The organism is Flavobacterium marginilacus (genome assembly GCF_026870155.1).
In the GTDB taxonomy this organism is placed as follows: domain Bacteria; phylum Bacteroidota; class Bacteroidia; order Flavobacteriales; family Flavobacteriaceae; genus Flavobacterium; species Flavobacterium marginilacus.
Window position 1 is genome coordinate 4277926 of the sequence record NZ_CP113975.1, and the last position, 19433, is coordinate 4297358.

The 19433-nt window shown below is 36.0% G+C and carries 17 protein-coding genes; 9 read left to right on the forward strand and 8 right to left on the reverse strand.

Annotated elements, in window-relative coordinates; genetic code table 11:
* The first annotated feature begins 23 nt into the window (after nt 1-23).
* The 4 genes from OZP07_RS17790 to OZP07_RS17805 are packed head-to-tail and all read left to right on the forward strand — an operon-like array spanning nt 24 to nt 3198.
* A complete protein-coding gene (locus OZP07_RS17790; protein WP_281636165.1) occupies nt 24-788 on the forward strand; it encodes an SDR family oxidoreductase in 765 nt (254 codons plus the stop codon).
* A gap of 25 nt (nt 789-813) precedes the next feature.
* On the forward strand, nt 814-1191 hold the full coding sequence (locus OZP07_RS17795) for a DoxX family protein (RefSeq protein ID WP_281636166.1): 378 nt from the start codon (nt 814-816) through the stop codon (nt 1189-1191).
* Nucleotides 1192-1201: 10 nt separating this feature from the next.
* On the forward strand, nt 1202-2203 hold the full coding sequence (locus tag OZP07_RS17800; RefSeq protein WP_281636167.1) for an NADP-dependent oxidoreductase: 1002 nt from the start codon (nt 1202-1204) through the stop codon (nt 2201-2203).
* A gap of 11 nt (nt 2204-2214) precedes the next feature.
* Complete coding sequence (locus tag OZP07_RS17805; RefSeq protein WP_281636168.1) at nt 2215-3198, forward strand: quinone oxidoreductase family protein; 984 nt, start codon at nt 2215-2217, stop codon at nt 3196-3198.
* Nucleotides 3199-3663: 465 nt separating this feature from the next.
* Here the strand turns inward: OZP07_RS17805 and yiaA are convergent, their stop codons facing one another.
* Complete coding sequence (yiaA, locus tag OZP07_RS17810; protein WP_194642116.1) at nt 3664-4134, reverse strand: inner membrane protein YiaA; 471 nt, start codon at nt 4132-4134, stop codon at nt 3664-3666.
* Between the two features lie 90 nt (nt 4135-4224).
* Between yiaA and OZP07_RS17815 the strand changes: the two genes are divergently transcribed.
* The 5 genes from OZP07_RS17815 (at nt 4225) to OZP07_RS17835 (ending at nt 9865) form a co-directional block, all read left to right on the forward strand.
* A complete protein-coding gene (locus tag OZP07_RS17815) occupies nt 4225-5784 on the forward strand; it encodes a tetratricopeptide repeat protein (protein WP_281636169.1) in 1560 nt (519 codons plus the stop codon).
* 292 nt (nt 5785-6076) lie between these two features.
* On the forward strand, nt 6077-7306 hold the full coding sequence (locus tag OZP07_RS17820) for a hypothetical protein (protein WP_281636170.1): 1230 nt from the start codon (nt 6077-6079) through the stop codon (nt 7304-7306).
* 14 nt (nt 7307-7320) lie between these two features.
* Nucleotides 7321-8115: an alpha-ketoglutarate-dependent dioxygenase AlkB gene (locus tag OZP07_RS17825; RefSeq protein ID WP_194642113.1), complete on the forward strand. Its 795-nt coding sequence runs from the start codon at nt 7321-7323 to the stop codon at nt 8113-8115.
* Nucleotides 8112-8633, forward strand: coding sequence for an endonuclease V (locus tag OZP07_RS17830; protein WP_194642112.1), 522 nt, complete (start codon nt 8112-8114; stop codon nt 8631-8633). The genes OZP07_RS17825 and OZP07_RS17830 overlap by 4 nt, the downstream gene beginning before the upstream one ends.
* A gap of 806 nt (nt 8634-9439) precedes the next feature.
* Nucleotides 9440-9865: a hypothetical protein gene (locus tag OZP07_RS17835; RefSeq protein WP_281636171.1), complete on the forward strand. Its 426-nt coding sequence runs from the start codon at nt 9440-9442 to the stop codon at nt 9863-9865.
* A gap of 275 nt (nt 9866-10140) precedes the next feature.
* Here OZP07_RS17835 and OZP07_RS17840 read toward each other — a convergent pair whose 3' ends face one another.
* The 7 genes from OZP07_RS17840 to OZP07_RS17870 all read right to left on the reverse strand — a co-directional run bounded on the left by OZP07_RS17840 (nt 10141) and on the right by OZP07_RS17870 (nt 19227).
* Entirely contained in the window at nt 10141-10980 is an 840-nt protein-coding gene (locus OZP07_RS17840) for an HvfC/BufC N-terminal domain-containing protein (protein WP_281636172.1), read from the reverse strand.
* A gap of 9 nt (nt 10981-10989) precedes the next feature.
* The gene (gene bufB / locus OZP07_RS17845; RefSeq protein ID WP_281636173.1) at nt 10990-11904 is read right to left on the reverse strand and encodes an MNIO family bufferin maturase; all 915 of its coding nucleotides are present in this window, start codon (nt 11902-11904) and stop codon (nt 10990-10992) included.
* A complete protein-coding gene (locus tag OZP07_RS17850; RefSeq protein ID WP_281636174.1) occupies nt 11901-12479 on the reverse strand; it encodes a hypothetical protein in 579 nt (192 codons plus the stop codon). The genes bufB and OZP07_RS17850 overlap by 4 nt, the downstream gene beginning before the upstream one ends.
* A gap of 16 nt (nt 12480-12495) precedes the next feature.
* Nucleotides 12496-14010 carry a ferritin-like domain-containing protein gene (locus OZP07_RS17855; protein WP_281636175.1) on the reverse strand — a complete coding sequence of 505 codons (1515 nt, stop codon included), beginning with the start codon at nt 14008-14010 and terminating at the stop codon, nt 12496-12498.
* A gap of 83 nt (nt 14011-14093) precedes the next feature.
* Nucleotides 14094-16091 (reverse strand): flavin monoamine oxidase family protein, encoded by a 1998-nt coding sequence (locus tag OZP07_RS17860; RefSeq protein ID WP_281636176.1) that lies wholly within the window; start codon nt 16089-16091, stop codon nt 14094-14096.
* Nucleotides 16092-16117: 26 nt separating this feature from the next.
* Nucleotides 16118-17836, reverse strand: a complete 1719-nt coding sequence (locus OZP07_RS17865; RefSeq protein WP_194642105.1) for an alpha-keto acid decarboxylase family protein — start codon at nt 17834-17836, stop codon at nt 16118-16120.
* A 38-nt stretch (nt 17837-17874) separates the two neighbouring features.
* A complete protein-coding gene (locus OZP07_RS17870; protein WP_194642104.1) occupies nt 17875-19227 on the reverse strand; it encodes a heme-binding protein in 1353 nt (450 codons plus the stop codon).
* Between the last annotated feature and the right edge of the window lie 206 nt (nt 19228-19433).

Consider the following 19433-nt stretch of genomic DNA (forward strand, 5'->3'; position numbering starts at 1 on the left):
CTTTTACTATAAAAACTATTGTTATGGATATTCAAGGCAAAACAGTACTAATCACCGGTGGTGCATCAGGAATAGGATTCGAGGCCACCAAACAGTTCTTGAAAAATGGTGCGAAGGTCATTATTACCGGCAGAAATCAGGATAAATTGAATGCTGCCAAACAGCAGTTTCCGGAACTTATCGCCCTTAAAAGCGATGTCTCCAAAGCAGAAGATGCCAATGCACTTTTTGAGAAGGTTTCTGGACTTGGAGGAATCGATATTCTTTTTAATAATGCCGGTGTAGGGGTTCCTCCGATAAATCTTGGTGTTGCGAATGACAAGCATTTAGCCGGTGCAGTATATGAAATGGAGGTGAATTATTTTGGCGTCATCCGCCTGAATAATCTTTTTATGGATATGCTTCAATCACGCAGGGAAGCAGCTATCATAAACACCACTTCTATATTGAGTATTGTCCCTTCCGTATTAGAAGCAACCTATTCGGCTACAAAAGCGGCTTTGGCATTTTACACCAAATCATTGCGATCCCATTTGCAGGCTATCCAAAGTTCGGTAAAAGTTTTTGAATTATTACCGCCCTTGGTAGATACAGATATGGTGGCAGACCGCCCGGATAAGAAAATGAGTCCTGAAAAATTAGTCGACGAGTTGATTAAAGGTCTGCGGAACGATACTTATACCATTCGTGTGGGAGATACAAAAGCACTTTACTTCCTGAATCGTTTGATGCCTGAGACTGCGTATAAAATGGTCAACAAAAAAGAACATTACAAACAGCTGAAATAGATGCTTTAACTTAATTTGTAACTTTATGAAAAAAATCAACATAATTTACTGGACAACAACTGTACTAGCAATGCTTACAGGAGCCACTTCCGGTTACTTTTATTTTACTAATCCAACGATGCTGGAAGCATTTCACCATCTTGGTTTTCCGGATCATTTCAGGATAGAACTTGGTGTACTCAAGGTGCTGGGATCTTTTGCGATTCTGATTCCTAGTGTTCCTTCCAAGATTAAAGAGTGGGTCTACTTCGGTTTCGGAATTACGTTCCTTTCCGGTACTTATGCTCATTTTATGATTGATGGTTTCAGCAAAAGCCTGTTTCCGCTAATACCATTTGTGTTTTTGGTAATTTCTTATTTCTATTATCATAAACTAAACAATAGCAGGTCAAAAAACATTTAAATTATAGACTATGAAAGCATTTGTAATTAATAAATACGGCAAAAAGGAAAAGATGCAGCTTTCTGATGCGGCAAAACCAACAATTAAAGATACAGAAATACTGGTCGAAATACATGCCACCGCTCTTAATTTACTCGATTCTAAAATAAAGAACGGGGAATTTAAATTATTACTGCCCTATAAAACACCTCTTGTTTTAGGTCATGATCTGGCTGGTGTGATTGTTGAAACAGGCAGAAAAGTAACCAAATTTAAAGCTGGTGACGAAGTTTATGCCCGTCCGGCAGATTTCAGGATTGGAACTTTCGCAGAGTTTATAGCATTTGACCAGGCAGATGCAGCTTTAAAACCCAAAAACATTTCAATGGAAGAGGCAGCCTCTATTCCACTGGTTGGATTAACAGTCTGGCAGGCATTTTTTGAAAAAGCTCATTTAAAAAAAGGTCAGAAAGTTTTCATCCAGGCCGGATCCGGCGGTGTAGGTACGTTCGCTATCCAGCTGGCAAAACACTTGGGATTGGAAGTAGCTACCACTACCAGCAGCAAAAATCATGAATTGGTTCAATCTCTAGGGGCAGATGTTATTATTGATTATAAAACACAGCATTTTGAAAACATCCTGAAAGATTATGATTATGTCCTGAACAGCCAGGATAAAAAAACACTGCTGAAATCGATTACCATTCTTAAATCAGGAGGACAGCTGGTTTCTATTTCCGGCCCTCCAACACCGCTGTCTGCTAAAGAACTAGGTTTGTCATGGGTGATGAAGTTTGTATTTGGCATGATAAGCAGTAAAGTCCGCAAAAAAGCGAAGCAGCAGCATGTTGATTATTCTTTTCTTTTTATGAAGGCCAATGGTGCGCAGCTTGAAGAGATCACCAAATTGATTGAAGCCGGCATTATCAAACCAATTGTAGATAAGGTTTATCCATTTGAACATGCACAACAAGCTTTGGAATATGTGGAGAGCGGCAGGGCCAAAGGAAAAGTAGTTTTAAAAATCAAATAAATAATTTAAGTATGAAAGCAAGCAGATTTCACCAAAATGGCAATCCCGATGTTTTGGTATATGAAGAAATAGAAACCCCTAAGCCAAAAGCAGGAGAAGTTTTGATAAAAATTGAAAGTGTGGGCGTAAATTACGCCGACACAATCAGAAGAAGAGGTGATGATTATCCAGACCCATCGCCTGTACCCTTCACTTTAGGAATTGAAGTGGCCGGAACTATTGAAGAACTGGGAGAAGGAGTTGATAATCTGGCCGTAGGCACCCGTGTTTTTGCTATACCAGGCGCAGGCGGCTATGCACAATATATCTCGGTGCCTGCAGCTGTAGTAATTCCATTGCCTGAAACTATTGATTTCGATACTGCTGCAGCGATATTGGCTCATGGCTTAACCGCAGTAATTATTTTGCAAAAAGCGGCCAAAATACAAAGTGGCGAAACTATTCTTATTGAAGGCGCTGCCGGTGGATTGGGACTGTTTGCTGTACAAATCGCTAAAATTTACGGAGCTGTCGTAATTGCTGCAGCCAGTACCGAAGAAAAGAGAAAAATGGCTGCCGATTATGGTGCTGATTTTACAGTAGATTATACTCAGCCTGACTGGGCTCAAAAAGTACGAGAATTTACAGATGGTAAAGGTGTTGATGTTGTCTGGGAAACTACAGGCGGTGATGTTGTGAACCAGGCTCTGGATGCGCTTGCTATTTTTGGGCGTATGATTTATCTGGGACAAAGCAGCGGGCAGTCAGCTGCAATAGATCCCTGGAGGCTTACTGCGTCAAGTCATACAATTACCGGTGTTTACATCAATAATTATGCAAGCGATCCGGAATTAATAGGTGCTGCGATACAAGAACTTATCGGATATATCATGACTGGCAAAGTAAAAGTGGAAGTTGGCCACGTACTCCCTCTTTCAAAAGCTTCAGAAGCTCATAAACTGTTGGAAAACCGTAAAAATATAGGGAAAGTGGTTTTGAAGCCATGGGCTGATTAGAAGAATTTATTATTTGAATTGATAATTTTTTCTTTAATCCCTAACAGGAAATCTAACCAGATTATTGATTTAACATCGGTCTAATCAGGTGAAATTTTCCATAAATGGGCAAAATCTACACTTTCGAGAATACTTAAACTGTCTTTAAATTGTATATTGATTGAATTTAAGTTAAATGATTTTCATTGTTTTTACAATATCATTGCAATTCAAAAAAAGCACAATAATCCTCAATAAACTTGTTAGATTTTTCAAGATTACCCGCTATTAGAAAAGCTTCAGATTTCTCTGAAGCTTTTTCGTTTATATAATACTTGACTTGCGGGATGCGAAGTCGAGAGACATTCGCACAGCATTCATCAAAAGACTTTGTAGAGCAACATTCGATTTCATATCCATACAAATTAAAACTTAGAAAACCTCAAAACTGCACAATGTTGTGACAGTAATGAGGCCCGCTAAAAACTATATGTTAGCCGATTCAAATTGTTTGAGATCTCGGGTATTTTTTTGCACTGCAAGAGCAGAAAACAGTCCTAATACGAACGACATTCCGAAGAATCCTTTTTCACTCAGGAGTAAATCGGCATTCCATAGACCGATTATTAACAATACTACAGCAGTAATGGTACTAAACCAACTTAAACCGTAATATAAATCGGTTACGGGAATACCTTCCAGTCTGTCTCGTACACTTTTCTGCACTGATATTACAGAGAAAAGACCAAAAAGGAGAATCGTAAAATAATATCCTTTTTCGTTGTAAGCCATATCCGAGTTATAAAGTCCGATACAATAGGAAGTCATACCTATAATTAACGTCATCCACGATGCGCCCACAAAAGCGACACTTGGCTTTAGAGGAGATTCATTGTTTAATCTTGCATTTCTTGATTCTGAATTGCTGTTTGATTCATTTGATTTTAGCGGTTCCATAATTTTTTATGTTTTATGATTATGAGGCAAATGTCAGCATGAAACAGGAATTCTAAAAATCAATTTATTAATAAAACTGACGATATAAAAATGTATTTTATTATTTTTATACTAAAAAAAACCATCCGTATGAATGCACTTCAGGAAATAGTAAATATGATGAATGAAAACGAAAAAAAGGCATTCATACAATATCTTTCAAAAAAGAACAAACGTAAAGACACAAGCAATACAGCATTATTTAATTCTTTAAAAACTGACGATATAAATTATAAAATAAATACTTTAGAAAACAAAAAAAGTACCGATGCCTATCATGCTCTCAGAAAAAGACTTTATGACAGCATGATTGATTTCATGGCCAATCGAAGTTTTGAGAATGACACCTCACAAGAAAATGCAGTACTTCGTCTTATTGTTGTAAGCCGTTTATTTTTTGAACACAAATTGATAAAAACAGCCTTTAAATGTCTTGCAAAGGCCGAAGATATTGCATTGAGCATTGAACATTTTGGTCTTCTCAATGAAATCTATCAGACTCAGATACAATTTGCACATTTCAACCTATCAGAACCAATCGAAAAAATAATTGAGAAGTTTAAAGCCAATAAAAAACAACTCGAATATGAAGAACAGCTCAATTTAGGCTATGCTGTTTTACGCCGTGAACTTGCCGCTATTCATCACGAAGGCCGGATTGTAGATTTTCAGTCTCTTATAAAAAACACCATTGAAACACATGGAATATCATTAAAACAGGGACTGACTTTTAAATCGCTGTATCAAATATTATTTATCGCCAACGAATATGCTTCCCTAAACAGTAATTTCTCGCTTATTCAGCCTTTTGTAGTTAAAAGCTACCGTTTCATTAGTAAAAAAACGGATCTGACAGACAGACATTTATACTATCATATCTACATTTTATATTTTGTAGCCAACTTCTATTTTCGGAATGGTCAGTTTAGAGAATCTTTGGACTATCTTGATTTGATGTCTGCCGAACTTCAAAAACAATCTGGTAAATATTATCAGCGGTTCTGCCTTCGGTATTTTTTATTATTGGCTTTCAATGAAAATTATCTTGGTCATTGGCAAAAAGCAATTGAAATTGCCGAAAAAGCGCTTTCTTCAAATAAAAAAACAGATCCTAATGACAGTAACGACATCCGTCTGATGCTGATCGTTTTTTATATACAGCAAAATACAGGACGCAATGCCGTAAAAGAAATGGCAAAATTAAACCATACCGACAGCTGGTACGAAAAAAAAATGGGAATGGACTGGACGATAAAAAAGTGTCTTGTCGAAATCATTCTGCATGTCCAGCAGGAGAACACCGAACTGACTTTATCCCGAATAAAAAGTTTTAAACGGCGTTATAAAAAATACCTTTTAACGGTAAATGAAGAACGTGTTGTACACTATCTTTTATTTATTGAGCAATATGTACTGAAACCCGAAATTATAAAAACACAAAAATTCCAAATAGAAATAGAAGATTTTATAGTTTCGGCACAAAACGGCCCAAAAGATATTTTTATCATGAGCTTCTTATCCTGGCTGCTTGCAAAAGTGAGACGAAAAACGACTTATGAAACTACGTTAAATCTACTGACAGCCTACTTCCCTGTTACAAATTTCATATAAATACTGATCTTAAATAGATTTTAAGAACAAACACATTATGTCTTTTGAACTTTAGAACATCTGCAGCAGCTTTTCATTGGAACATTTTAGAAAACTAACTTTAGTTTTCATTCAGCACACAAAAAAATTTATAAATCAACTTATTTTTAAATATATCTTTCTACTATTTACAAATATAAAAAAGCCAAACTGCTATTTAAAAAATTTATTTATTTCTGTAATAAAATTAGTTATACATTAGCAATAAAAACACTGAGATCCAACTTAAACTAAAGAAGAAAACGCATAAAAGATGATGACATTACCCAGCGAAAACAAAATTTCTAAAGACAAAAATATTCTCATTGTTTTAGGTAAAAACACAAACACAACTTTAGAGCTTAGCTACCTGATAGAAAAATTCTGTGGAATTGTAGTAAATGATTTTTCTAAAATTAAAACTTCGTTAGCTGACAAAATGATTTACGTCTGCGGAGATATTAATCAACTTAAAAACAATAAACATAACTTATATGTAATCGAAGAACTGTCAATAAATCACGAAAATTACAAAGGTGATAATCTGCATTTTATAACATTAGGAGAAGTTCCGCTTCTTATCAGCAATGCTGGAATCTATTACCGAAATATGTTTGGCGACAATGATTATTTTAATACAATTAAATCTGAACATTTATTTCAGGAACTGACAGAATCGAACAAAGAATCTAAGGCTCTAAGAAAAGGCATTTATTTAACTGAAATTGTAAAAGAAAATACAAATAATTCAGAATTGCTTCATTTTCGCCTTTTGAGATGTTCAAGCAATTTTACCGGACCAACAGACAATTTTAGAAAAACTGATCAAATTATCCTAAACATTTTAAATAATGCTATCAAATATACTTTTGAAAAAGAAACAAAAGTTAATCATGTTCTAGCTCAAATTTATGAGAATAAAATAAAGAGCAATGACAGCGCAAAAGAAGTAAAATCTAAAATAAAAGCACATTCTGACAAAACAAAAGATATGTCTAAAGATGGTATTATTGCTTTTTGCACTTTCTATGACAAATCCAATTTTGACCAGCTGACACAATCAAAAGAGGATAGGTACGATTGGTTTTATAAGAAAGCAAGCGGACTGACAAAACTTCATTTTAAATTAAAGAATACCGTAACTGATCCAGCTTTAGAAAAGGAATTCAATGTTACTTTGTATCCAAATTCAGCTTTTTTAATACCTCTTTCTACAAATAGATTATACACTCACGAAATTAAGCCTTCTGTTCTAAATGTAGATCAAATTCCAATTAGAATGGGTTATGTTGCCCGCTGTTCAAATTTAGAAGCCGTTTACATAAATGACCAAACCTATATCAAGGAAAATAATAGGTTTATTAAACTTGAACCAATGACTTCAGATACAATGATTGACCTAAGAAATTCATATTACGAAGAAAATATCAGTGAAAAGAAAATAGAATACGGTAAAATTCATTTTAGCATGAATTCTGGTGATTACGAAAAACCAATATTTTAATCTGACAATAAGTAATGAACAACTTAGGCTTTTATAAAATCACACTCCCTCTTGAAAACTTATTCGAAGAATTATCAAATTCCATAACTTTTGAAAATATCACTAAAGGGAGAATCGGAAATAATTTAGTTAATATATCTGATCAAAATATTCCAATCACAAGAACAACCAGTATTTACAATATTCCGCCTCATGATTTTTCTCCTGTACATCATCAAATTATAGCGTCTTTAAATACTGAAATTCAAAACAATCCTATTGAAAATTTACAATCGGCAGATTTTAATAATGCACTTATAGAAATCTACGACTGTAATTATTCTAAAATGAATTATCATTCTGATCAATCTTTAGATTTGGAAACTGGCTCTTTTATTGGTTTATTTTCATGCTATGAAAATCCTGACAATTTAATAGAAAAGAACATACGTAAACTAAAAATTAAAGACAAAGTCAGTAATGAAGAATACGAAATCCCGCTGACACATAATTCTATTATCCTATTTTCATTGGAAACTAATAAAAAGTTTCTTCATAAAATTATATTAGAATCTGCTTTAAGCAAAAAGAAACTTGAATTTGATAATAAATGGCTTGGAATTACTTTTAGAAAATCAAAAACATTTATACATTTCAAAGATAATTTACCGTATTTCTCCAATGGAGAATTGTTAACATTGGCTGATGAAAATCAAAAAAAGGAATTTTATACTTTAAGAGGACAGGAAAACAACAATTTAAATTTTATTTACCCGATATTATCATACACATTAAGTATAGGAGATACAATGGAACCAATAGAATCATGACAAAAAAATTAGTGCTTTTGGCATTTGACACATATTATTTTGACGGAAAAGCCAAAACCGTCTGTATTGAATTTAATCAATGGAATCATAGCAAAGACTATAAAGTATATTCAGAAATAGTTGATAATGTCGAAGAATATATTCCAGGAGAATTTTATAGAAGAGAATTGCCTTGTATTTTAAGCCTTTTGAAAAAGATGGAGCTGAAAAAAAACATTGATGCAATAATTGTTGATGGATATATTTATCTGGATGATGACAAAAAATATGGCTTAGGTGGGCATTTGTATGAAAAATTAAATCAGGAGATCCCAATAATTGGAGTAGCCAAAACTAATTTTGCATCATTAAACAAAGACAAAAAAAGCTTGTTTAGAGGCGATAGTAAAAAACCTCTTTTTATCACTTCAATCGGGATTGATTTAAACGAGGCATTCGCAAAAATCGAAAGTATGGCTGGAGAATTTAGATTTCCTACTTTATTAAAAGAATTAGACAGGCTGACTAAAGAAATTTAAATCATTCTCAAATCTAAAAACACTCCACAATAAAAAAATAAAGAAGTGCCCAAGTTCCTATAAAAAAAAGACCAAGATACATGTTATTTAAGTTTTTCTTTAAATCCTTTTTAACTATAAGCCGATATAAAGTCCAGACTATAAAAGTGAGCGTCAAACCTATTACCATGAAAATTCTCGACATAACTTATTTGTTTTCTGACGGCGTTGTATTAGTTTCTGCCGTCTGTTAGATATTTTTTTATGCTGCCACTAAAACCAGAATATCTCGAAGTTTAGTGAGTGATAAGTAAAATTACTAATTTAAAATTAGGATTACAAATACAAATTTATTAAAAACTTTCTTTTGATAAAGTCATACTTTTCATTGCTTACAAATAAGATAAACGGATTATAATAAAGAACCTTAACTAGGAATATAATATAAAATTTTAGGAAAAGAGAGAACGTAATTTTCTCTGCATCTAATCTTTATTTTCAATCATATTCTTCCTCTCACCAAATAAAAAAACTGCGCTTGTTCAATTATTTTGACCATTTATAATTTTAGGCAGTAAAATTGTATTTATTTTATATACGTATTGATTATTAATACATTAACTTTACATATAGAAATAATTGAATGAGAAATTTAAAGCAACAGTCACCCCAGAACTTACTTTAAATTTTTAGATTATTTCCCTGACACTACCTACTTTATTAGTGACAGAAAATAACAAAAAACAACATATCGGAAAATAAAAAAGATGATTTAGTAACTTTTTAAATGTATAGTTATGAAAAAATTCCTATTACTAATGGTTTTAATGACATCACTTGCAAACTCACAATCAAAAAGAGAACAGTATGCGAAAGATAATGCCAACTATTATCCAGGTACTCAAGTCAGTTTGTTAGCATCACCCAGCTCTTATGAAGTAGGAGTTTCCTATACTGATATCCTAACATACGGCGTTTCATTTGAAAGAACTCAATTTGACATAGTGAATAATGAAAAATCATTTTATGCAATATACGGTTCACTAGGAGGAGAGTTTGAAAGGGTTACAGTAACAGTGAAAATTGGAGGTACCAGCCTAAAACAAATGAATACTGAAAACACAACAATTCAGCTTGCCTATGGAGGAGCATTAGAAGTAAGAATTACACCAAATATTGGGGTTCTTGTTGGTGCTGATAATGTGGTAGATACTTTTTTATATGGATTATGCTACCATTTTGGTGCGAAATAAAACAAAAAATACTGAAACATTTTTAATCCAATATCGTTTTCAATCTAAAATTATCAAGGATAGAAGCCAATGCCGTTACGTTAAGCTTTAATTTCATTCTCGAAAAGTCGCGAAGACACAAAAAAACGTTCAGAACTTTGCGTCTTCACAACTTTGCAAGAATTATATTTTAGCACACAACCTTAGCTTAAATGATATTCACTTTGTAGACGCAATCATTCCTATAAGCCAAGAATAGGATTTTATAAAGATATAACAGCTTGTTACTTATTTTACTAAACTCGAAAAAAATTAGCTTCAATCCAGCGTTTTTTCCAACTGCTCCATATTTCTTCAAATACCTCATCATTTTCTTTGTACTGAGTTTTAAACCGTTCTTTTGCAACAGCAATATCACCTTGCTCTTTTAAAATACTTAAAAAATCATACTGTTCTTTGTGCAGATCATAAATTGCCAATTTAAATTTATGGCGCAAAACCACACAATAACTTTCGCTTTCAAATGGTAAATTGGGTTCCTTTCCATTTTTAAACTCGGAATAGTATTTTTGTACTGGAAACTGGAATTTGAATAAGCTGCATATAGGTACTAATTTTAGTTCCTTTTCTGCAATATTAATCGCCGCTAATTGATAATTTTCTTCCGCTTTCATTTCAAAAAGAACACCAATAGCATATTCAAATTGAGCCAGTTCAATCATAAAATCTATCCAATCTTCTTTCAGTTCGTCTTGGGCATCAGGTCTATTATTTTGCAGATACTCCGAAAAATGAGCCCCTAAAAAAGATAAGTTGTAATTATACGATGGTTTTGAAGCAAGATAATCATCAGCAAAAGCGCAAAAAATAGCCTCCCCCAAGGCATATTCTAATGCGCTAAATTGCTGTGACATACAATTTCGCAAACGCGCAATATAACTCCGCTGGTAAATACCCAAATGTTCTTGCGCGGTCAATTTTTCAGAATGACAAATCACATCTTCAATTGATGCTGCATTTGATGCATTGGAAAGCAAATCATTAGGATTGACAGCTGTCTGCTGGTAAGGATCCAGTAAAAGCTGCTGCATCCATTGCTGAAAATCCTTCAATGGTATGGTAGGCGTTTTGTGCATCTTAAACACTTATATAAATTGATTTATCGCAACAATATTCAATGGATTTGAAATTTGCTCATTATCAATAGATTGAATTTCATTTTCAGTTCCAGCAAATGCTTTATCCATATATTTTTTTGATTTAAGCAACTCGGAATGATACACATCAAAGGCTGGAATATTACCATCCCACTCCAATAAAACGGAAGCTTCGCTTACCAATTGATATGCCATCTGAAACAATTTCCATACTGGATTGGTCACTTCCCTATCATGTGTATCAATGATATAATTGCCGCAGTTCTGATGACCCGCCAAGTGCATCTGCACTACTTTATCATGCGGAATTCCATTGATATATTCCACTGGGTCAAAATCATTATTAAAAGAAGACACATACACATTGTTTACATCCAGCAGTAATCCGCAACCTGTTTCATCGGTCATTAATCGCAAAAACTCCCATTCTGGAAGTGTAGAATTATTAAAGGATGCATACGTACTTGGGTTTTCCAAAATCAATGGACGTTCCAGATAATCCTGAACCTGCCTGATTCGATCACAAACATGTTTTAATGACTCGTCATTTAGCGGAAGCGGTAATAAATCATGCGAATTGGTTGTTAAAACTCCTGTCCAGCACAGATGATCGCTAATCCAAGCCGGTTTTACTTCGGCTGCCAGCTGTTTTAAACCTTTTAGGTAATCAAAGTTCAGCGGATCGGTACTTCCTATAGACAGCGATACCCCGTGCATTACCACGGGATACTGTTCTGCTATCTGATGTAAAATATATCTAGGCCGTCCATGCGAATCCATAAAATTTTCAGAAATTACCTCAAACCAATCTACTCCGGGTTTATTCTGAAGTATATGCTCAAAATGCTGACTTCTTAAACCTAATCCTAATCCTAAATTAGGCAATCCAAGTCTAGTTATCATTTTTTCGAACAGCAGTTTGAAATAGTCTCAGGCAGTTTTTTTGCACTTTCTTCCTTCATCTTCAAAACCCTTAAGTCGGCAGCCGCCTTTCTATCCACAGGATTGTTTATGTAGGAACAAGACCTTGAACCGCTTTGTCCGCAGGAAGAATAATCTTTACCTGTAGTCCCGCGAACCATATTTACATATTCATCGCTTGGACCATACTGTTGTGGCGCTGCGCCAAATGATTCACCGTTTTCTGTTCTTTTTTCTTCAAAACGCGCTCTTGCCAATTGCCAGACACTAAGTCCTTTATTAGGCCCTTGTGCCAAAAAACGAGAAGACAGAATAGGCACTCCGCAGCTTCCCTGATAACGGCATTCATTTTCGCCTGGATGACAAAGTTCCTCGGTAGTTCCAAAGATTCCACAGCCTCCCTGTCCCTTGCAGGCATTCAAGGTATGACAGGGATGACCAACTGCTGTTGAACAATCTCCTTTTCCAGCACAATCATTATTGCCTGAATATCCCGCATTTTTACATGAATTAAGCCCCATGCATACATGAAGCTCTCTATTTACTAATTCTGACATCTTTTTTATTTTTTGATTAATGATTATGTTTATATGGTGTGCTTGGTACCTTTGGCATATCGGCTATAATACTGTGATCCAGCCCTACGTCTGGCAGTGAAGGAAAATAATTTTCACTCTTAATTGCCCAGCCCCAATTAACAGGATCAGCTTTAGCCAATTGATCGACCAAATTCATAATCTGCTCTTTTGGTCTTAAAAAACTATTTACAAAAGAATAAGGTTCAAATGTTAAAGCTCCTCTGTAAGCGCTATTTCCTTTGGAATAAGTATAATAATTTATCTGATTTCCTACACCGCTCAACAGCCAGATCATCGATTTATGAATGCCATACAGGAACAAATCATATTGAGTGCTTTCGTCTTTATAATAACAGGTTTCAATCATTAAAAGAATATAAGCAAAAACCGCATTACCCAATTCTGAACAAAGTGCCAGAGCCTCATTACCCGATGCTCTATAATCGGCTATTGTCGGATTGGCATCAGTGTCGTACACGAAATAGCTGAAAAAATCGTCCAAGCCCTGAATTTTACTAAACTTTTCCTGATAATGACCTCCAAGGCTATACGCTTCGAGGAATTTGGCAAAATGTGCCACTTCTTTTCCGGTATCATCATAATCGCCTTCCCAAAACGTAACCTTTCCATCCACGACTTCCATTGGTACCGGCATTTTATTTTCTCCCCAAATCAGAGTATGCTGTTTCTCCTTGCTTCGTCCTTCTCCTTGTTCTACAATTCGTTCCAAAGCCTCAACTGCCGAATGAGCATCATACACCCCAACCAGTTCGCCGCTATCATTGCCATTAGCAAATTTAGGATTGTGCTCTCTGTCATAATGCACAGTATTCATCGAGTTTTGAGAATAAAACGGCTTAGGACGTGCCGGATTATCAGGTGGAAGCAATTGTGGTCTATAATTATACGGACCAGGGAAATTCTCTTTTACGCACTCAATAATCATCTCATACAAACGGCCAATAGTTTGATAATCAACCGTGTTTAACAATTGTTTTTCTGCATATGGATCTACAAATGGTTCAGGGCTTTCTATCTGCAAAAAAGTAGTCAGCTGATTCAGCGATAATTTTGCAGCGTTAATTTGAAATTCAGGAATATGTCCATCTAATTGTGTTGGAAATGACAGTACTTTTCCGATTCCCATAAGATCCGGCTCTGTTTGACAAACTGCTTGTTTCACATTACAGGAAAGAGCCAGGTGCAGCATTTCTTCGATAACCACACTCATAATTAAAGCAGCTGATTTATTCGAATATACCAATACATCCAGTTTCAGATCTTGCGCCAATGCTTCAATTTCTGCTTCAGTACGTTCACCAGACTGCGATAGCTGCGCATGGAGTTTAGCGTATAGCTTATCTTGATCCTGCGCTCTGTTTATTGAATAATAGGTCGACAGATACGTTGGAATAGTAGCAAGCTCCAGTGCAATTGCCTGCTGCATTACCTCTTTGATATTATCTTTTGTTACCTCATTTGAAAATGTAAAAAGTTTTTTGGTTTTCATGTTTTTAGAAATTTGAAAGCATTATAACATTTGTATAAGCAAAGTGACACAAATGTTAATCTGCCTTATTTAGTTAGAGTGAATTATTCTGGAGAGATAAAAGGATAATACTTTTCATCTATGATTGGTTCGATACCAAAAAAATCATTAAGAACAGATTCGGCAGTACAAAATGCCCCTTCTACCCAAGCCTGATCATTTGAATACGTTTCGCCAACTATAAAAATATCGCAATCCGTTTTTGGAACGAGCTGTGACGGTTTTCTAATTTTTCTTTGCACGTCACCTAAATCATAGTGTGATTTATAAGCATGATACCCTGCATTAAAAGGAGGCAGCGACCAGTCCATGTATTTTGTTTCCAAAGGTTCAGGCACAAAAGAATAATCAGCCTGTGGTCCAAAATGCAGTGCTGCCAATTGTGAACGGAGCATTTTGACCATTACTGGCGTGGCTTTTCTTGGTCCTTCGAGCGGCTGGCAATCTCTGGACTCCGGAATTTCACGTGTTCCATTTGGCCCAAGCTCTAAAGCTTTCCAGAATGTTGTATACTGAATATCATCATAACTGGCCAGAATACCATACACTTTTTCCCCCTTTTTATTTATGGCGTTATCACCAAAATAAACCACCTGCCGGATAGGCATATCGGTAATGCTTGGACCAATAGTATCTAATTCGGCTACAGCTGCAATCTGCTTTTCTTCTTTAAAAGTCAGGCGTTCCTGAATTGCATTTTCTACAGCAGCTATAAAACTGATCTTATCGTTAAATGATGCACCTATAATAACCGGATTTTTTGCTGATTCTATTGCTTTCAAATAATTAGAAGGAAATTTTTCTTTTTTAAGTTTGGCAATTCCTTCCTGTGTTAGGAAATAACTGGTTAGTTTGGCAGGATACGTTGGACTTCCAGCCTCGGTTGTTCTCCACCAAGGAGTAGTAAAAAACATTCCTATTTTGTACGAAGGTTCCATAATTACAGATTCCAGATAGAGCTGTACTTTTTCGTGGTTCAAGACATCCTGACCTTCATCATCTGTATAACGCGTTGCCTCAGCTACCAGTTCAATAGCCGCACGAGGCATTGCAAGAAATGCAGCATTGCATATTTTACTTTCGGCAAGTTTATCAGGAGCTGCGCGTTTTGCGGTGGTAAAACGAATCCCAGCCTTAGTATGCAGAATTGAACGTAATCTGGTATCTGGAAAATAATTCAGTGTAATTCCTTTTTGTTTTGCCAGTTTTTCAACTTCTTCGAATAAAGCATCAAATAAACTGGAGTATCCTTTTACCAGCGTTTTATATTCAGTTCCAGGAGTAAATTCGTCATTAACATTAAAGGACTGGGCACTATGGCTGTTTACTACGTTTGAACTATAGCCGTTACCATCCGCCAGATAGCCAAATCCTTCTTGTCCAAGTCTGTCATAAGCGAGATTCCAATACCCTATATCTTTTAGTAAATCTCCTTTTTGAAAGATTGAACTTTCCGGCATATCAATATTGATTCTTCCTTCTGCATAAAACCGGCACCACTCTCTTCTGGTTACAGGCCCGGATTCTTGCGTAATAGCTACAGATTGTATCGTTGTAAATCCATCATCCGGCGGAGCGTCTTCACCATAATTGTTTGCAAAATAAGGCGCTGGCTGATTAGAATTAATGTCTGAGACATACATATTTTTAGAACGCAGAGACATTAATGGATCCGCAGATTCATTAAACTCAATGGAATCTTTCTTTAAATCAAGTTTCTCTATAGTTTTGGTAACTACACGATGTCCAGCCCCTTCAGGACTTCCGTCCCAATAAGAATATCGCATACCGCCCAATTCCAGATACGAATTGTCTTTATTGTCCTTGTAATGCCATGTACAGACACGTGCGCCTGGCTCTCTCGTACCTGGATTTTTTTTGGAAAAATCATATTTCCCCCAGTCGTAGAGTTCCAACACATCACCTTTGACAAGCATTTTTTCGTTTTTATCATGTTTGGATTTCCCTTCCAGTAATCTCCAGGCAGTATAGAGCCCAGCTGCACCCGCTCCAAAAATAGAGTATGTTTTCTTATTAGTCATGATTGTATATTTTTTTGTTTTTTTGTTTATTCGTTACCCAATCTTGACATTTGCTGTGCCAGATCTTTTTGAGGAATTACAATTTCTACCAAACTTGGAAGATTCGTTTTTTTCTTGAGTTCAAGAAGTACTTCGTTTAACTCTGTTACGGTTTCGGCTCGGTAACTGTTTGCGCCAAATGCTTTGGCAAGTGCCTGATAATCCCATTTTGGAAGGATATCAAATTCATCAAACTTATGTTCTGGTCCCGCCTTAAACGAGTCCATGTCTACATATACCTGCTCAATAGCATATACCCCGTTACTCATGACAAATATCACAGAGTTGATATTGTATCTTACAAGAGTCGAAAGTGACTGTGCAATCATCATAAAACCGCCATCTCCGGCTACAGTCCAAGCCTGCTTGCCGCTTCCAAGCTGAGCACCCGAAGCTGCACCAGTTTCAAAACCAATACACTGCCACGCTGCCGAAGAAATAAAAGCATTTTTTGATAATCCGTAAATATTGGTAGCCACATACATAGATGAGCTTACGCCAAAAGTCATGACAATGTCTTCAAGCATTTTGTTCTTTTCCAAGAAAGAAACCGTATTTTCAAAAAAGCGATTGAATGTTATTACTTCGGGGGTGTTATCATATTTAGGATCCGAATTAGATTTCCAAGGCTCTGGAAATTTTGGCTGAGGTGGTGCCACCGATTTTAAAGGATATTCTGCCGCTTTTTTAAAACGTTTTATTAATGCTTCAATAAAATCTTTTAAGGTTACATCATTATACGTAAAATAACCAACACGCATTTCTTCTGTGGTTGCCTGAATCATATCCGAAAACTTATTTTCTACCAGCCACAAATAATCATCTGTAATAATCGTCCCTAAAGACAGGATACAATCAGAAGCTTCGACCAGTTTTATCACTTCGGGTATAGATGCCTGATCTGAATAGGTTCCAATAAATTTATCTCCCTCCTCATCCAGAACCGTTTTTCCCAGTGAAGTAGTAGTGTACAGTATACCGCTATATTTGATAAATTCTTCCAGCTGACTGGACAAATTGTGCCGCAAAATCTCTACGCCTGCAAAAATCAAAGGCGATTTTGCCTCAGTAATTTGAGTCCAGGCTTGAGAAACAGCATTCTCAAGTGCCGCCGCTTCACTTTTGATTATCTGAGGCTTTAATTTTTTATCTGAAGGCTTTGGGCAAGGCTCACCCCACACCTCTTTATAACATGCAATGTATACAGGACGCTGGTGCGTAAGTGCAGTAATGATTAATTTATCGATTTTTTCTGGAGCATCTACAGAACTGCTCAAGGTCTCGGCAGCAACAGTTACTCTTTCGTAAATTTCCTGATCCGCGTTGAGATTACCCGTAGAATGATGATAAAGCACATTGTACATACTCCCGATCTGGCGTGCATCTGCTCCGGGAGTGGCACTAATTACCACAACAGGACTGCGCTCTACATAAGCTCCTGCAATAGCATTTAATGCGCTGTAAGTACTTACCCCATACTGCAGGGATACAGCAGCCAGCCCGCGGGTACGTGCATAAGCATCTGCAGCATAAGAAGCGTCTAATTCATTGGAAGTTCCAATGGTTTTGATTCCATCAAAATTTTCCAGGGCTTGTGTAAAGTGCTTGACATAATCACCTGGTATTTGAAAAATTTCGGTAACATTTAATTGCTTGAGCCGAGTGAGCAGATAATCTGCAACTGTAAATTCTTTTGTAGATTTCATTATTTGATTTTCTAAATTAAGCATCACATTTGTTCTTCTTACACTTTTATACGCACCTGTAAACTTCCAATATTGTCAGTCAATCCAGCTCCGTATTCTCCATTTAAATCATCGTTGATGCATAATTTTAAGGCTCCGCTTTCCCCTGCGGGAGTTGTAACGGGACCGTTTCCAATATAGAAAGGAGCATTAGACCCAACTTGTCCTATAAGAGATCCCATATTTACATTTTGAATTGGATAACCTGACTGGGTCACGATAATACCAGGGCATCCATCTGCTCCATACAAATTGCCGCCATTTGTTTCTGGATCTGCAGTCCATTGACCAGAACTGTAACTTACTGTTACCTGACTTCCTGGCTGTACGGTAACTCCTGTTTCCTGCCATGGCTGTTTTGCATTCACTTGAGTAAACGTTTCTACCAGCTGTAAGGTGTTTGCATCAATATGTAAAAATTGGGTCGGTAAACCATTTATTAAAAACTGTAAAACAATATTTTGAATGTACTGCAGCTGCACTTTTCCATTACTCAAAGTTTCAACATACCAAGTAGTGTCCATCGAAATCACTTTCCCAAAGGAATTTTCAAAATTTATATTACTTACCGCACCGCCTTCATTGGTAGTACTAACCGTAATGCTTGAGTAACTCTCGACAGTAATACCTTTACTATTCAATCCTTTTAATTGCTGTGTCAAATAAGTTGATGGATCAATTATAGAAGAATCCGTAAAAGGTAATTTAGTTCTATCGGCTATTGGAAAAACCGGATTTCCTGTTCCAGATACAACCGGTCCTCCCGTCATCAAAACGGAAACACCATGAGGCACCGAAATTTGTTTGTTATATTGAGTTGCTGGATTTTGTACTGGAATTGGATTTGTGACAGGAACAGTCCCTGGTCCATAAGGTCCTTCCATTTGATTTTGTATAGCATGATAAAGCCAAGTCCCATTTTCAGCATGAATCAAGGTGTTCTCAATTGGCTGTGATCCGCTTGGATCGGCGTTGTCTGCTATGTATACTCTTTGTTCATAAAACAGTACACCGCTGGACTGTGTAAACTGCCCTTCCCTGTTTGGCGCTCCGCCGGCTATTGCCGAAAATGAAATTTCTTCAAAATAAGGAAAATTTTTAGTGATGTAGCCATTTGGAGCATCTGTCTGAGGCAAAGGCATAACATTGTAACCTGCAGCATCAGCTCCAGTCGGGCTGTTCCAAGTACCAATAAAATTATTTAAAAGTCCCAGATTTGAAGTACCAATGACTGGCGGCTGATTTGTTGCTGATACAAGCGGCGTTGTAATGTCTGGAATTATCGCTGTTGCTGATGCTTGTTCAGCAAGATAAGGGCATTTTTGTTTTTCTAAGCTGATTGAATTTTCCATTTTTTTATGTTTTTTATTGGTTCCTTGATCGTAAATTTTCTGGCTAAACCTCCTCTTCCTCTATAAAAGCATTTTACAGGTCAGCTTTTATTTTATGCTTCCAGTTAATATATCGCAGCACTTTCATAGCTCTCTATAAAAAGTCAATTTAAAACTTGTGACATATTAATTTGGAGCAGTATCCTGAAAACAATCCAGCGTTAGGA

Coding starts and splice junctions, on each gene's coding strand:
- OZP07_RS17855 (WP_281636175.1), bottom strand. CDS start 14,010: ATGAAAACCAAAAAACTTTTTACATTTTCAAATGAGGTAACAAAAGAT.
- OZP07_RS17800 (WP_281636167.1), top strand. CDS start 1,202: ATGAAAGCATTTGTAATTAATAAATACGGCAAAAAGGAAAAGATGCAG.
- bufB (WP_281636173.1), bottom strand. CDS start 11,904: ATGATAACTAGACTTGGATTGCCTAATTTAGGATTAGGATTAGGTTTA.
- OZP07_RS17860 (WP_281636176.1), bottom strand. CDS start 16,091: ATGACTAATAAGAAAACATACTCTATTTTTGGAGCGGGTGCAGCTGGG.
- OZP07_RS17825 (WP_194642113.1), top strand. CDS start 7,321: ATGAACAACTTAGGCTTTTATAAAATCACACTCCCTCTTGAAAACTTA.
- OZP07_RS17795 (WP_281636166.1), top strand. CDS start 814: ATGAAAAAAATCAACATAATTTACTGGACAACAACTGTACTAGCAATG.
- OZP07_RS17820 (WP_281636170.1), top strand. CDS start 6,077: ATGATGACATTACCCAGCGAAAACAAAATTTCTAAAGACAAAAATATT.
- OZP07_RS17870 (WP_194642104.1), bottom strand. CDS start 19,227: ATGGAAAATTCAATCAGCTTAGAAAAACAAAAATGCCCTTATCTTGCT.
- OZP07_RS17840 (WP_281636172.1), bottom strand. CDS start 10,980: ATGCACAAAACGCCTACCATACCATTGAAGGATTTTCAGCAATGGATG.
- OZP07_RS17830 (WP_194642112.1), top strand. CDS start 8,112: ATGACAAAAAAATTAGTGCTTTTGGCATTTGACACATATTATTTTGAC.
- OZP07_RS17805 (WP_281636168.1), top strand. CDS start 2,215: ATGAAAGCAAGCAGATTTCACCAAAATGGCAATCCCGATGTTTTGGTA.
- OZP07_RS17850 (WP_281636174.1), bottom strand. CDS start 12,479: ATGTCAGAATTAGTAAATAGAGAGCTTCATGTATGCATGGGGCTTAAT.
- yiaA (WP_194642116.1), bottom strand. CDS start 4,134: ATGGAACCGCTAAAATCAAATGAATCAAACAGCAATTCAGAATCAAGA.
- OZP07_RS17835 (WP_281636171.1), top strand. CDS start 9,440: ATGACATCACTTGCAAACTCACAATCAAAAAGAGAACAGTATGCGAAA.
- OZP07_RS17865 (WP_194642105.1), bottom strand. CDS start 17,836: ATGAAATCTACAAAAGAATTTACAGTTGCAGATTATCTGCTCACTCGG.
- OZP07_RS17790 (WP_281636165.1), top strand. CDS start 24: ATGGATATTCAAGGCAAAACAGTACTAATCACCGGTGGTGCATCAGGA.
- OZP07_RS17815 (WP_281636169.1), top strand. CDS start 4,225: ATGTATTTTATTATTTTTATACTAAAAAAAACCATCCGTATGAATGCA.